At 59.7% G+C, this 14922-nt stretch carries 11 protein-coding genes; 5 read left to right on the top strand and 6 right to left on the bottom strand.

Annotated elements, in window-relative coordinates; all coding sequences use genetic code 11:
• Positions 1–420: 420 nt before the first annotated feature.
• Positions 421–729 (top strand): hypothetical protein, encoded by a 309-nt coding sequence (locus ONR75_RS24925; RefSeq protein WP_265079606.1) that lies wholly within the window; start codon positions 421–423, stop codon positions 727–729.
• Between the two features lie 113 nt (positions 730–842).
• Here ONR75_RS24925 and ONR75_RS24920 read toward each other — a convergent pair whose 3' ends face one another.
• The gene (locus ONR75_RS24920; protein ID WP_265079605.1) at positions 843–1226 is read right to left on the bottom strand and encodes an H-NS histone family protein; all 384 of its coding nucleotides are present in this window, start codon (positions 1224–1226) and stop codon (positions 843–845) included.
• A 482-nt stretch (positions 1227–1708) separates the two neighbouring features.
• Between ONR75_RS24920 and ONR75_RS24915 the strand changes: the two genes are divergently transcribed.
• A complete protein-coding gene (locus ONR75_RS24915) occupies positions 1709–2086 on the top strand; it encodes an H-NS histone family protein (RefSeq protein WP_265079604.1) in 378 nt (125 codons plus the stop codon).
• 108 nt (positions 2087–2194) lie between these two features.
• A complete protein-coding gene (locus tag ONR75_RS24910) occupies positions 2195–2422 on the top strand; it encodes a hypothetical protein (RefSeq protein ID WP_265079603.1) in 228 nt (75 codons plus the stop codon).
• A 43-nt stretch (positions 2423–2465) separates the two neighbouring features.
• Here the strand turns inward: ONR75_RS24910 and ONR75_RS24905 are convergent, their stop codons facing one another.
• The 5 genes from ONR75_RS24905 to ONR75_RS24885 all read right to left on the bottom strand — a co-directional run bounded on the left by ONR75_RS24905 (position 2466) and on the right by ONR75_RS24885 (position 11311).
• Entirely contained in the window at positions 2466–3908 is a 1443-nt protein-coding gene (locus ONR75_RS24905; protein WP_413776536.1) for an exopolysaccharide biosynthesis polyprenyl glycosylphosphotransferase, read from the bottom strand.
• A 922-nt stretch (positions 3909–4830) separates the two neighbouring features.
• Entirely contained in the window at positions 4831–5436 is a 606-nt protein-coding gene (locus ONR75_RS24900; protein ID WP_265079601.1) for a hypothetical protein, read from the bottom strand.
• Positions 5437–5465: 29 nt separating this feature from the next.
• Positions 5466–6815: a hypothetical protein gene (locus ONR75_RS24895; RefSeq protein ID WP_265079600.1), complete on the bottom strand. Its 1350-nt coding sequence runs from the start codon at positions 6813–6815 to the stop codon at positions 5466–5468.
• 822 nt (positions 6816–7637) lie between these two features.
• A complete protein-coding gene (locus tag ONR75_RS24890; RefSeq protein WP_265083790.1) occupies positions 7638–8798 on the bottom strand; it encodes a polysaccharide biosynthesis/export family protein in 1161 nt (386 codons plus the stop codon).
• A gap of 224 nt (positions 8799–9022) precedes the next feature.
• Positions 9023–11311: a polysaccharide biosynthesis tyrosine autokinase gene (locus ONR75_RS24885; RefSeq protein WP_265079599.1), complete on the bottom strand. Its 2289-nt coding sequence runs from the start codon at positions 11309–11311 to the stop codon at positions 9023–9025.
• A gap of 1069 nt (positions 11312–12380) precedes the next feature.
• Here ONR75_RS24885 and ONR75_RS24880 point away from each other — a divergent pair.
• Both ONR75_RS24880 and ONR75_RS24875 read left to right on the top strand, forming a co-directional pair.
• Positions 12381–13250, top strand: coding sequence for a hypothetical protein (locus ONR75_RS24880; protein WP_265079598.1), 870 nt, complete (start codon positions 12381–12383; stop codon positions 13248–13250).
• Positions 13251–13390: 140 nt separating this feature from the next.
• The gene (locus ONR75_RS24875) at positions 13391–14914 is read left to right on the top strand and encodes a DUF4082 domain-containing protein (RefSeq protein ID WP_265079597.1); all 1524 of its coding nucleotides are present in this window, start codon (positions 13391–13393) and stop codon (positions 14912–14914) included.
• The last annotated feature ends 8 nt before the right edge of the window (positions 14915–14922 follow it).

Below are 14922 nucleotides of genomic sequence, written 5' to 3'. Positions count from 1 at the left end.
GGTCGAGATGCGGCGATGCAGGGGCGCCGGGGCTCAGGGGCGTTCCGGAATTTGCCCGTGTTGGGCCGATCGGCGCGAGGTGCCTATCTGGCTGCGCTTAGAGTGCCCGCCACGCGCCTCCCAGCGCGTCCTACGAAGGTTCGGCCACCGGGTCATGTTTGCCATCCGACTACGTCGAGGAATCGATCACACGGTCTTTCAGCGTTGAGGGGCCCGTTGCGGCGACAGCCTTCACGGTGAAATCTACGTCCCGTCGAACGAGCGCTGGGCACATTGCTGAACCGACGGCTCGCGTGCGTGTTCGTCAGGATATTTTTTTATTTTTTCCAAGAAAAACTCTTCATGGCGTTGAACCAATTGCTCGGTCGACTATCCAACTTCAGATAGATCAACGGACCTGGACATTGGGAGCGCCAACGGATGCCGACCCGCGAAATGCCCGCCGATAGAATTGTCGTGTCGATCTTCTGTTTGAGGAATGCCAGGGCTAGACTGGCGCGAACGGCGCAGCCGCGCGACAAATCCACGGTTGAAGCGCGGATCGATATCTGCGACGAATTGATCCACAGGGTCGGAGAGATCGATCGAGATCTCAGGCAGCTGTCGTCGAATGCACGTGGCGCGCGGATCGGCGTCGCCTTTCGCAACGATGGCTCGCGAAGGGATGGTGATCCTCGGGACATTGGAGGTGTTCAGAAGAGTGTTGCCCTTCGCGACGATGGTGGCTAGCGCTGACAAGTCCCTTTGTGGGCCTCTCGCAGCGACGGCGCATTCGCGAAGTGGCGCTGCGTGACACCGCGCGCCAAGCCGAACTGTTGCGATCTCTAGCGATTGCGTCACGGTCAGGATGACGACTGCTCCGCGGGAACCAATTCAGGATCGTTGTCGTCGTCGTTTCTCTTGATTTTCAGCTCTTCTAGGACATGTCCAGCCTGGAGCGCCAAAGCGAGCCAGCGAGGTCTCTTTCCCCGGCCCGACCATGTTTCGCTCGGCGCCAAGGGATTGAAATACTTGGGTAGGACCTTGGGATACTTGCGACGGGAGGGGCGTTTCCGCAGCCCGTCGGCCGTCAAGGGGGCGGTCTGGTTCAACTTCGAGAGCCTGTTTTCGAGCTCGCGTTTTTCACCAAGAATTCGGTCGGACAGGATCTTCGTGAGCTCCTCATGGATGGTCCAGAGCTCGTCGACTTGCATGGCCTCCAAATCTGGTAGGTCTGGCTTGCGCATAATTCTCCGCACCATTGAAAAATTCGGATCAGGCCGGACTTCGAAAGATCGAACAGGCAAGGCGATCACATCTCTGACGCGCTACCCGCTGAGTAATCGGTTGAGCCATTCTGCATAAGGCCGCAATTAATATAGAAATTATTATATTAACTACGTCATGCGACATTGTATTGTAATACTTTGAATTTGATTTGTCGATTAAAATTAAACAATAGGGAACATTGTTGGCACCGCGGCGTTCCGACCTGGAAGCTCGTCTTTTCAAGTTTTCGGCTGTGCAGAACGGGCAGCAGGGCCTTCTAGCCGTTTATGAAGGTTGTTAAATTCCAGCCTGGCTGGCGTAATTAATATTTTTTATGCCGAAAGTCGGTGAAACAGGTCAATTTTGGTCTTGTTCGACTCGGTGATTTCGCCTTATTTCGGGAACAAATATCTGGTGTGTGGCGAACGGTGAATTTTAATGGACCGGTTGGGACTATCTTATGTCGACTAAGAAGCTTGAGCTGGAATCGATGTCTGTTGATGACCTATGGTCGCTCTATGAGACGATCAGCCGAATCTTGTCGGCCCGGATCACGTCCGAAAAGGAGGGGCTAGAGAAGCGCTTGGCAGTCTTGAACCGGGGCCACAGTGCTTTCGATGTTGGGGCGGAGCGAGCCTCTGATGACCAAGACAAAGTTCGGCGGAAGTATCCACGGGTGTTCCCCAAATATCGCAACCCGACCACCCCGTCCGAGACATGGTCCGGTCGCGGCAAGCAGCCCCGGTGGCTGGTTGCCGCCCTCAAGTCAGGCCGCAAGATCGAAGATTTTCGCATCCGCGACGAGGCGAACGCCAAAGGACGGCGGCAATACGCTTGATTTCCATGGTTATCTGCGGTGTCTTCCGGTTAACCATCTGCTCAACCTGACGCCCGCCGTTTGCAGAACAGGCTTAAGCTTGCTCTCATACGCAACCGGAGAGCGCCGATGGTTCATTCCCACTGGGATCGGGTTCGGATGGAATTGACGGGCGGTTGGCAACGGCTTCCCGTCGCCGCGGCAAGCGTCATGGCTGGGCAAGGACCTGTTACTCAGTCCGACGCGCAGCATTCGTCGACGGTCCCCGACTCCGATCGGGTAAATGTCGACCATACGGATGCGCTGCTCGAGCATATCGCCAAGGCGCTTGCCGATCGCGATGATCAGTCGAGCTGAAACCAGGACGGTCAAACGGTCCTCCCATTTCACGGAATGACGTTCAGACCGCATTTCTTCCGCGGATCAGCTCATAGGGTGTTTGGAGCAGGATCAAGAGATCCAATCCCAAGCTCCAGTTGTCGATGTAGCGCAAGTCCTGTTTCACGCGTAGTTCGATCGAAGCGGGCGTTGAGGTCGGGCCTCGAAAGCCCCTGATCTGGGCGAGGCCGGTCAGACCGGGCTTCACCCTACGTCGATAGGCATAGTTTCTGACCGCTTTGTCGAACTCGTTGTCATGAGCAACGGCGTGCGGTCGTGGCCCGACGACGGACATGCTACCCTCAAGCACGTTGAGGAGCTGGGGAATTTCATCGATGCTCATCCTGCGGAGCCATCCACCCAGCCGCGTCAGCCTCGCATCGTTTGCCCTTGCCTGCACGACAGTCGGCCCGTCTTCAAGCACCGACATCGAGCGGAATTTGTAAATCGTAAAAATGCGGCCGTTGAACCCGCAGCGCTGCTGCTTGAACAGAACGGGGCCGTTCGAATCCAGTTTGATGGCAACCGCCACGAGCAGGAGCAAGGGTGACAGCACCGTCAGTACGGCGACAGCCAGGCAGATATCGAGGGCACGCTTTGTGAGCAGCGCGACTGGCGACAACGGTCCGCGCTGGAGTTCGACGCAGCGCGCGCCGCCAAGCTCCGTAGACGGCCTGTGAAACAGATCTGAACTCGCTCCGGTCGGGACTAGCCTGACGCGCAGGGGCAGCACGCCCAGCCCGGCGACGGCATGCTTCAGCCGCGACCAATGGTCCGGAGTCACTCCGAAGAAGATCTCGCGGATCTCGGTCTCACGTGTATAATTGATTACCTTTCCGATGAGTTCCTCCTGGAGGGACGAGCGGGCTGGCGGCAGCGCAAAATGCCGTTCTACGAAGAAGCCGAGGTCGCTCAGTGTATTGACCAAGTCGCGGCCGGCTTCATCGGTGATCAGGACGATCTTGCGGCCGGAGAAGCGCCGCTCTGCGAGCCCCTTGCGCAGCGCGTCGCGTAGCAGCGCGCGCTGGGCGATCAGGATCGCAAGCCCGCCGACACCGAAAATGAGGGCGAAATCCCACGGAATCTCGCTCTTCATCTGTAAGGTGAAGGTGGTCGCCACGAGGATTAAAAACACGCCCAGCCAGATCGCGCACACCGCTCGCACCTGATTACGCAGGTCGAGCAGGGCCTTGGGCACATACATTTTAAATGACTTCGCTACGGCCGTGAAAACCACCGAAGTCGGCAGCGCTACGCTGGCAAGCCGCGTGATTTCCTGCGACGTTCCGTGCAGCAGCATGTGAGCGAATGCGGCCACGAGGCTCGCGACGAAGATAGTCGCGATGTCCGCAAGCAAGGCCAGGATCTCCACGGAATCGTATTGGACCGGCCACCTCTTGTCCTGGGCCCGGCCGTTGGCCAGGTCTGGAACAGACGCGGCATTCAACTCGAACTGTCTCCGCATGGACTGCATGCCCGCCACCCGGTTAATTAAATTAAATAATAATTTAACTATTATATTCGGAAGCGTAGCTGGCAAGCGTTTTGTTAAATATATTAAGAGAAAATTAAATAATTTAGGTGTGCGAACGCGTGATTTGTGGGTGGGTTCAAACCGTATCCATAGACGGGGCGCTGCGAAGAAGTTTCGAGCCGTCTGTCGTAACGATGCGGCGGAAGCGCCTCAGCTTGTTTAAGAAGCGTTCGATGGGGTGGTGCCCGCAGTTGTGTACTGGATCGACTGAACGTCGGACCTCGGGGTCCCGGCAGGACGGGATGTAAGCCGGCCGCCGCGGCCTTCGACCAGATCAATGATCGCACGGCGTCGTGGTAGGCTCCGTCCACGATGAGGTCGCGGTCAGGAGCCAGCCCTTAGCGCACGACTGGCGCGGGAACACAACGATGCGGATCGGCATGCCGGCCTGGTAACAGTCGCGTTGGTCTTGGTGCTCTCTCCTCGACGGGAACGACCAATTGCGTTATCCGGCCCCCTTTCTTCCGCTGGCCGCGTGATGGTGAGCGCGAATGATGGACGAGTTGATTAATTGCGGCGACTGCGGCGACTTCGCTGCAGGGCCGCGAATATCCGAACCGAGATACCTGCATCGGCGAAGGCATTGAAGCGATTTGATATCGTCTTCTACGGATCGTGGCGCTGCAACAGATCGCGCTTAAGCATCCCTGTGCGCAACATAAAGAGGATCCCATTGAGAGGCTTGCTATCGTCCGGCCACGGGCGGCCGTTCTTTTGCCCCTCCGCCGGGCAACAGAGGAGCAATGATGGACAGACCACCTGACGTCGCCAGATCGAACGTGACGTCAAGGCCTCCTTATGAGAGCCTCGAATGACTCCGCATCGTCACTTGCAAGAGGTTTGAGTGCAGAACCTAGGTGAGTTGCGCGCGCAGTATGGTCAGATAGACGGGGTCGAATGACGTCACCGTCTGCTCCACCAACTTCCGCCCCGAGGGGGACCCTGACCGGTAGGCGGCGATCAGGGCGGGGCGCAAGGCCGTGAACCGCATGATCACCAAGCGGACGTCGCGACGGACCATGTCGGCGAGTTCTTCGTCGCTGAAGATGTCCTTCGCGCGCAATGCCTGCGCCAGTCGCAATGGCAGCAATCCGGCTTGATTGGGAGCCGTATAATACGACATTTTCAGGAGCGCGCCGACATTACAGGCCTGCAGCTTCAGCCGTTCGCAGGTCGAGGCCAGCATCAGCCAAGCATCGCCGCGGTGCGGCGAGTGATGCAGTGTCTGGAGCAGGCTCTTCAGGGTCGCCGCGTTGCGGGCACCACTTGCCTCGAGTTCAAATGCCTCGTCGGTCCATACCATGCCGGCCTCGCTGAAGGCGCTCTCTGCCCACAGGTCGCCGCGGACGGCCGCAATTGCGGCAGACCTCGTCGCCCTCTCCTTGTCCAGCCGCGCGACCGTGGCGTGTCGGTCGTCGCTGGGGAAGCCGATGGGCGTCGGGCGCAGCATTTCCGGCAACAGGATCCATGCTCCCTGCGCCGTGAGGATCAGCGCGAAAATCGCTGATGCGCTGCGCAGATAACATCCAAACGAATGGGGATCGAGCGATGCAGCGGGCGCCGGTCCAGGGGGAAGGCATCAGAGGCGGGGGTTTCACCTTTGCTCTGCGCAATGGCCAATCCGAGCACTGCGCTCAGGATGACGGATGACGCGAGCGCGAGACCGCCTCCATTCGACAGCGCGGATATGAGAAACGCGGCAATACACCCCGCGCCGGCAGCGGGATAGACGTAATCCCGACCACGCATCAGCGAGGCCCGTAGCACGATCGCAGCCCATGTCATGACCATCAGGGCGATCAACCAAAGAAACGGCCGCCCCATTTCTATGGCAACCATCGCAACGACGGGAATCTCAAGGGACGGACCTGCTAACGCATGGCCATAGATCGGCGCCAGCGCCGAAAGAGTTCCGGCGCCGACGCCCAGCAGTCGCGCGTCGTCCATCATGTGCACGATCATCTCGCTTTCGGCGCGGCCAGGCATGAAGGCTAAAAACGTCGTCAGCGCAAGTGCCAGCACCGCGGCCGTTCCGGCCTGCCCCCAGGCGCCGAGGCGGCTTTTGCGGACGACCAGGACGGCAACCAGGAGGCCTCCTCCGAAGAAGGCAGAAAATAGTGTAGTGGGATTCGCACTGCAGAAAGCCGCACCGAGATTGATGAGGCAGGCCGCCAGCGCCGCCATGTCAATTGTGAAGGTCCCTCTTGGCTTGCGGCTCTTTGACCGCGTCGGAGGCGAGTCATATCTGCGAACGATCACTGCAACGGTTAGCACGAAGCCGAATATGCCGATTGTCTCGGCAACGCCATTCGCCGTGGGCGGCAGAATCTGGAAGGTCTCCGGCAGCCAGAAGGGGCTTGCGATACGCTCCAGCGACACCAACGTCGCGATCCCTGCAAGCGTCCACAGGAGTCTCTCGGCGCGTCGTCGGTGTTGCCCGAGCAGGACTGCGAGCAGGGCGACCCCGACCATACAAGTGAGGCGGCAGAGGACCAGCAGGGTCATGCCCGTATCGATCGTGATCGAGCCCGCCAGCTTCTCGCCAACGGCCGCCGCGGCACTGCTCCAGATCGGATGCATCAGCGGGCCGCTCGGCAAGGGCAGGATCTGCAGCAGCATGACGAGGAAGGCTCCGGCCAATCCGGCGAGAAGGACCGGGCTGAAAAGGCGCGGCAGCCTGTACAGATCGCGTGATACCGACGTCGCAGCGACGATGGCCACGGCCATCGCGCCCAAGATCGAGACGATGCCGTCACCGATGGCGCTCTGTGAAAGAAGCAGCACCGGGACAGACGCGATCATGCCGCAATACAGTAGAAAAACGACGGTCGTCGCCATTGCCGCTCCTAGGAAAACGTGACGAAACGGCGGCGAACCCGCATATAAAAACTTGGCAATTAATTAAATATTAAATATCAGATAATGCGTTTTTATGCAAATCTAGATTTTTATTCCGCCCGTCTGGCATATTGAGAGCCGACGTGTGGCCGAAGCCAGACTTCGGCCGAGGTGTTCAGTCCCGAGGACAAGTGGATTGGAGCCCGAAGCGATCCGGCTCGTTTGCCGAGGCCGTGCGATGGCTACGTCGGGCGGACCCACATAGGGTCTTTTGCCGGAGCCCGATGACCTGCTCTCGAAGACTCCGATCAAAGAGTGGCGCGCTACTGTCAATCGGCATCGGATCCACGCCGAAACACAGGTCAGGACATCAGCCGAAAGGTGGGATCGGAACAACGCTTATGCCTAAGCGGCCTTCGGCTGGTTTTCACCTGCGACATCCGGCAGATCACTGACCCCGCGGCACTGCAGGCGACGGCGCTAGGATGACCGCGTCAGGTGCGTTATCGTCGCCTACCGGACTGGATGCAGTCATCAGGGAGCAAAAGCGTGTGTCCGGGGAAAGGACGATCTTCGCGTCCTGCCCGGCGGACTGCCGTCAGGCGCACGGTCTTCGGGCGCATCGGGCATCATGGACAAAGATCCACTTGCGCTCTGGCAGACCTCTTCCGATTTAGACCGCGTTGTGCGATCAACTTCCCGAGCTGAGCCTTCGATCGCTGCATCGCCGCACGGATGCGTGCGTTGTCACGGCGTCGCTATCTCAGAACCCTTCTCGGAATGAAGGGACAGTTTGGCTGGTTTCCACACTAGGGGATCAGCCTACCGGCCCGAAGTGATCGGAGTCGGCGTGGTGATTATCGTCGACGTGCCCCCGTTGATCGCAGCCTTCAGAGCATATCCGTTGGTCGCGTAGAGGATGGGATCGTTGGCGGTGGCCATGATTGTGCGCAAGAAATTTAGGAATTTAGTCGTCTCAACCGCAGCCGCATTCGAGACGAAGATTACGTCTTTATTGCGCATCTCGAAGGACTGCGAGAGGAAATACCCGCTAGGATCCCGCAAGTTTACGGAATAGATCACCGGCACGATGGGGCCGTTGAAACGGGAGATGTCGACGCCGATCTGGCGCGCGACTTCCTTGGTCTCGCCGCGATAGAGGAAAACGGAGGCTGGATCCGCCTGACCATCGGCCAGGCCGCCGACCTTGCCCACCGCCTCGGCCAGCGAAATGCGCCACGCGTCGAACTTGAACTGTCCCTGGTTGCCGGCGGCACCGAAGGCGACGAAGGTCTGGGCCTGGTTGTAGAGATAGATGACGTCGGCCGGGAGCACGAAGATATTGTTGGACGGCTCATAAAGGAGAGCGCCGAACGGTACACTGGCGCGATGGCCCTGACGCTCCAGTGTGACCCACATGTCGTAGCCCTGGGAGGCGGGGCCGCCGGCGCGGGCGATGACGTCGACGATACGTTCGCCGGACGGGCTGGCCGGGAAGCGCCCCGATGCCTTGACGTCGCCCAGCACGCTGATCAGCGACGTCCGCTGCTCGACTACGGACACAAGGACCTGCGGCTCAATGGCCCGGTTCTTTAGCGTATCGACGATCGCCCGCTGGACTTCCGCGGGCGTCCGCCCGCTGGCCCTGATAGCGCCAGCATAGGGCACGGTAATGTTGCCGCCATCATCGACGGCCTGGTTTGGGATGACGACGTAGTTGCCGGGACGAACGCCGGCTTCGGCCGGGATGAACAGGCCGCCCGCCGCGGCCTCGAATATCGTCACGCTCAGGATGTCGCCGATGCCGAAGCGGAACGCTTTGGGCGGCGTGCGATTGGCAAATGCGGTGGACAGCCGTGGCGTGTAGCGCCCGAGAATCTGGACCACATCGGGATTGAGGCGCACGAGCGCATAGGGGAGGCTGTCCGATTCGGGGTTTTGGCCGCTCCTGATATCCATGCTCTGAGGACCGCTTGCTGGCATGATCGAACAGCCGGCGCCAAGCGATGAAAGGGCCGCGATCGATAGTATCGCCAGATGATGCGGGAAAGGTTTCAGGAAAGCCCCCAGGCACACGACTAATGCTGAAACCAAGACTCGCATCCCTTGCCGATTCAAACCAGCGGCTTATTAGTCGCTTTTAAATAGAGATTCGCACTGTTGCATCTTGGCCACAATGGGCGGATGTGCCCGGCGGGTATGCAACCTTAGTTATCATGGTCGACGTAGCCATACCGACCGTAGTGCTCGCTATTATAATAGTCGCTGTGATAGCTATCGTAGCGCTTCATGAGGTTCATGTCGGTCTTGTTGAGCACGGCACCGAGCAACGCTTCTCTTATGTTTGGAGCGGTGTGCAAAGCGTGCTGGACGACGTCGATCTTGGTTCGTCCCCACTCCACCACCAGAATGTAGCAATCCACCAGAGGAGTCGTCGCGCGGACGTCGACGATCGGGGCGAGCGGAGGTAGGTCGACGATGACGTAGTCGTAGCTGGCCCTTAGCTTGTCGAACAGAGCGCGGGTCGGCTGGGCGGACAGGAGTTCGCTCGTGTGGAACAGCGGACCCTTCTTCGCGATGGGGAGCAGCGTGAGCCCCGTGCTCTTGTCTTGCCATGTCACCTCGTCGAGCTGCTTGGCTCCGGAGATGATCTCGATTAAGCCGCTCGTTGCGGAGGGAGCGAGATTCATCGACAACGACGGGTTCCTCAGATCGCAATCCACCAAGATGACGCGCTTGCCGGCGTGGGCGATGAGCTGAGCGAGAGACGCTGCAATGGTCGATTTTCCCTCGTTCGGAAGCGACGACGTGATGCCGATGGTCTTGTTGTCCGCCAGGCTTTGGTTCAGATCGATGGCGAGCTTGAGAGCGCGGATCGACTCTGCGAATCTCGACAGCGGCATCGCAGTCGCGGCCCAATAGGCAGTCGATCGGCGTGATATCATCCGGGCGTCGTTTCCCGACGACGGCAGGCTCGCCGATCCGGGTGGGTTGATGTCCTTGAGCAATGGAACGAGTGACAGGCAGGGCAGGCGCAGCGCCGCCTCGAGCTGAGCCGACGTGCGGAATACGCGGTCCATCACGTCGCGCAGCAGGCCGAGCCCCACGCCCAGGCCCAGGCCGGCTGCGAGACCAAGCGCGATGACAAGTGACGATTTGGGCTTGCTCTTGCCGGGTGGCGGCGAGGCCGAGGCGATGACGCGCGCATCGGCGCTCGGAAACGACTCCTGCTGCACCGAACCCATGTAACGTTGCAGAAAGCTGTCGTAGAGGCTGCGATAGCTTTTCGCACTCGTCTCGAGCTCGCGCATCGTCAGCTCGGCCGAGCTGCTGCCCCGGGACCGCGACACTGCGGATGCGAGCTGATCCTCGATCTGCTTCTGCTTCTGCTTTGCAATCTCGTAGTCGCTTCGGTTGGTCTCAGCGAGGCGCCGGACTTCGTCCACGATCGAGGTGCGGATATCGCGCATGCGGTTGCGTAGGTTGATGACGGCTAGGTGGCCCTTGCCGAACCGCGAAGACCAGTCGACCTCGCGCCGCGCATAATCGAGATACTGCTGTCGCAGTGAATTGATGATGGGGCTGAGCAGAACTTCCGAACCTGGCGTGTCGATGCCGGCAAGACTAAGGCTGTCCGGCGCGATGGCCCGGAGGACCTCGTCGTATCGGTTCAGCCGCGCCAGACTATCCGAGGTAAGTGCGCGGGCTGCGACGAGACGGCTGTTGAGTTCGACGATCTGCTGGTCGTCGATCAGTTTGCCGTCGCTGACGACGATATTGTTCTCCGACTTGAACGCGTTCACCGCGTGTTCGGCTGTGAGCGCTTGTTGTCCCAGTTCGCGCAGCCGGCTTTGCAGCCACGCCGTGGCGCTTTTGTTCGCCTCGAATTTCGCATTCAACTGATCGAGGATATAGGTGTCGGCGACCGCATTGGCGATTTCCGCGGCCCGCTTTGCCGTGCTTGCGTTGTAGCTGAGCTCGATGACATTGCTCATGCCGACGCGATTGGCTGTAAGCCGGTTTCCGAATGCCAGAACGAGGTCGTCCGCCGTGGCCGCCTCATGCGCACCCGTGTCGAGCGGGGCCATCGACAACCAGCTCCGTACCTTGCGGATGAGCGCGTGCACTTGCGACGAAGGCTGGAATTCGCTGTCATCATACAGTTTCAAATTCTGGATAACCGACGTCGCGACTGCTTTCGATTTCAGCACCTGAAGCTGGGTCTCGATTTGGACTGAATCGATGGCGGCCTCAGCCACCAACGACTGTTGCTGCACGAAAGGGGTCTTTTGGTTGCTGAGAAGGATCTTGACCTGGCCCATATAGGTTGGGGTCGCCGTCTTCAGATAGATGCCGGCGGCGACGACCGTCAGGACCGTGCAGAATATGATGACCGCATACTGTCGCCTAACGAATCCGATGACGAATTCGACGATCTGTCCCAAGTTTCCGCCGGCACCTTCCTCGTCGTGAGGGCCATCGAACAGCGGAAGCATCCTGTCCGTCTGCAGAATGTTACTTTGAAGCATCGAAAGCCACCAAGCCCCTCGGTTGTGCCGGGAAGAAAAGAGCTGTGCTCACGCGAATGACCTCAGTACCGTCGATCGCGTGAGGCAGCATTTAATATCATTGTACTGAATAAAGAAAGCGGGGCGGGAAATTAAATATATATAATTAATTTTGGCGTTTGTCAGCGGTGTCGGCCAATTCTTCCACGTCGTACCGGCTTGATTTATCGATGCAAAACGGATTTGGCGCCGAGTGATGCGCGCTCTGTACAGTTTTGTGCAATCGACAAGCCCTAATATGGGGTGTTCGAGCAGCGTACGCGTCACTAATCGATATTCGTCTGACCAATGCGCCACGACGACGGACCGCATAAATGCGGTACCGCCCACAGACCTAAGCATCGAGTCCAAGGTCGTTCGATCCGGCGGCCGCACACCCGAATTCCGGGGGCCGCGGCTCGACGTTTGTAACCGGTACTGTCTTGACCGGGCTTCGGCGGCCCAGGAGTCCGAGGGCGTCGTTCATCTAGCTTCGAAGTCGCGCCGATCCGTCGATCGCCGATCCTAATTTATCACGAATGGGGCAGTCCTGCATTGCGCTTGCGGCCACGGGAGTATTTCTCGGAGTTGAACGGCCGGGGCGGCGGAGCGCGAGCGTGGCGCCACGGTGTTCGTGTATCACGTGAGGGATCTCGAGCGATCGGTCGCTCAAGCTGGCGCGCCGGGCGGAGAAAGGCGGTTACGGGCCCAGTTTTCACGATCTTCGCCAACGGGCGGCGATATCGTCGTTAGCCAATATATTTAAATTTCCATAATTCAATTGACCATTGGTTTTATTTAATATTATTTATTTCGCTATTGAGATCTGTCCTCCTTAGTGGGCGATGCGTTGATCATGTCAAATCGGAGACCGATTCCATATCCGGAGACTACCCCGCAGCACGGTCACGTTGAAGATTTGCTATATTATTCAACGGCATGTGAAATCTCCGCGCGATTTTCCCATGTTGTTGGTCGCAAGGCGGAAGATATCGGTTGCTCGCCCCGGGAGGAGGCGATGCGCGCGACGGGCAAAATCGGAATTAAATCGTCCGTCCGATCCCGTGTGACAATCCTTGCGATTCAGCTCCGTCTACAGCAGGACCGGGGTCCGGTCCGGATGGACCTGGACTCTGCCGTTCTGGGCATGAGCCCGGAGCAGGCGCTTGAGGTGATGTCGCTGCCCCGCAACGGTCGTATGTGGACAGCAGCCGCGCCGCAAGGCCTCAAGGTCGGGGACATCATCCTCGCCGCCAATCTGGCGACGCTGCTATTTTTGGCGTCCCCGCGCGCTTCGGTCTCAGACCCCGAGTTCGAGTTGCGAACCATCGGAACAGATGGCGAGCCGTTCATCGTCCGCGTGACGATCGTGGCCGAGCGTCGCGTATCCGGTCGTGCCGTTCAGGCACAATGCAAGGATGCGCCGGCGGTGCAGGTGGATCCGCTCGCGTTCGGTCTGATATCGGCCCTGACCGCGTCCTTGAGTACCTCCGCTGCTGCTGCGCTGCCCACACCGTCCATTGACGCTGGTTTGGTGGGTGACCGTGTCGATAGCCAGACGCGCGCCGATTTGGCTCCGAAAGGCGACGAGCCGGCGCCGGACCCGGCAACCGAGGAGCCTTTGGTGACGGGGAGCGTCCCGAAGAGTGACGCGCAGGGCGCGCGGAGTCCCGATGCGCGCCGACGCTGGATTGGATCGGGTACCCCACCCGACAGTTGGCATAGCGGGGAGACTGCCATAGAGAAATCGACGGCCGAGCATTTCGAGCAACTGACGGCGCCGTCTCGCCCCCCGCCGTCGGCTTCGAAGAAGAGCGCCTCGCAGTTCCCGCCGCGGTTGGATGGTTCGACTTGGCGCCGGCGGGACGATCCTTGCCGCTGGCCATGAGCGGAGCCCCAGCGACAGAGTCCGCGGCTATGCCTGCTGCCTCGTCCCCAATTGCCGGACCGGTCGCTGGGAATGACGGCGGAGCCTCGACAACAGGGCCCGCGGCTCCGCCCGTCGCTACGCCGGCAACTGCGCGACCTGTGGCCGGAAATGACGGAGGTTTTCTGGTTCTTGGCGGCAAGAGGACGATCCAGGCAACCGCCTTGCTGACGAACGACACGGCGTCGCCTGGCTCGCACGTCTCGGTAGATGCGGTTTTCGCGGCCCAGCAAGGGACTGTCACCTACGACGCGTTCAGCCAGCAGATCACTTTCGTCGCATCGGCCGGATATCGTGGCAATGCGAGCTTCTCCTACACCGTCAAGGACGACGAGGGGCGCAGCGCGCCAGCGACCGTCACGCTGTTCGTGGTGCCGGACGAGCATCTGTTCGATAGCGGCGGGCAACCGGTCATGGATCCGGTGAACGATCCCAATGCGGTCGAACTTGGCGTCAGATTTGTCAGCGCCTCGGACGGGGTGATTACGGGTCTTCGCTTCTACAAGGGCGCGGATAACGTCGGAAATCACACGGCGAGCCTTTGGGACTCCTCCGGCACATTGCTCGCGACAGCCACGTTCAGTGGCGAGACCGGCAGCGGATGGCAACAGGTTGCGTTGTCGAACCCGGTCGCAATTCGCGCGGGCGTCACCTATGTCGCCTCCTATCACACCGACGGCCTGTACTCCGCCGATCCAGGCTATTTCGCAAGCCCGGTGACGAGCGGAGACCTGACGGCGTTCGGCAGCGTTTACGCATACGGCTCTTCGAGCGTGTTTCCGACGAACAGCTACAATGCCAACAACTACTGGGTCGATGTGGTCTACAGCAGGCCGCCCGCGCCGCCAGGACCGCTCGACGATGTCGTCGGGGCGATCGCCGCCGGGCGCTCGACGTCCATCGCCTCGTCGCGGCTTCTCGCGAACGACCAGAATCCGGATGATCTTCCTCTTTCCGTGACGGCGGCCGGGAGCGCAGTCAACGGAACGGTCTCGTATGACCCGCTTACGCAAGCGGTGATATTCACCCCTGCGTCAGGGTATTCCGGCGCCGCCGGATTTTCTTACACGGTAACCAATAGCCTCGGCATGTCCGCTACGGCGGATGTGAAGCTCTGGGTTGCGGGGGCGCAGCCGACCACGTTCTTCGACTCGGCGGCTGTGCCGAGCGTGGTCACAGCGAACGACAGCAATTCCGTCGAACTGGGCTTCAAATTTTACAGCATGATGGATGGCGATGTGGTCGGACTGCGCTTCTTCAAAGGCGTCGACAACACCGGTACTCACGTCGGAAACTTCTGGAGCGCCACGGGCGACCTTCTCGCAACGGCGACGTTTGCCAATGAAACGGCGGAGGGTTGGCAGCAAGTGATGTTCTCGACCCCGGTCTCTTTGACCGCTGGCGTGACCTATATCGCTTCGTATCACACCGACGGCAATTACTCCGCAGATCCTGGCTTCTTTGCCGACTCGCACACCAGCGGGTTGCTGATTGCGCCTGCAAGCACGTCCGGCAGCGCGAACGGACTCTATGCCTATGGCTCGGCGAGCCTTTTTCCGACCAGTAGCTTCAACGCCACCGGTTACGGCGTCGATGTCTTGTTCAAGGCGAATCTCACAGGCTAGGGAGAACT

This window comes from Rhodopseudomonas sp. P2A-2r, from assembly GCF_026015985.1.
Lineage (GTDB): Bacteria > Pseudomonadota > Alphaproteobacteria > Rhizobiales > Xanthobacteraceae > Tardiphaga.
The sequence above is the reverse complement of the archived record's forward strand: the minus strand, read 5'-3'. Positions and strand labels throughout refer to the sequence as shown.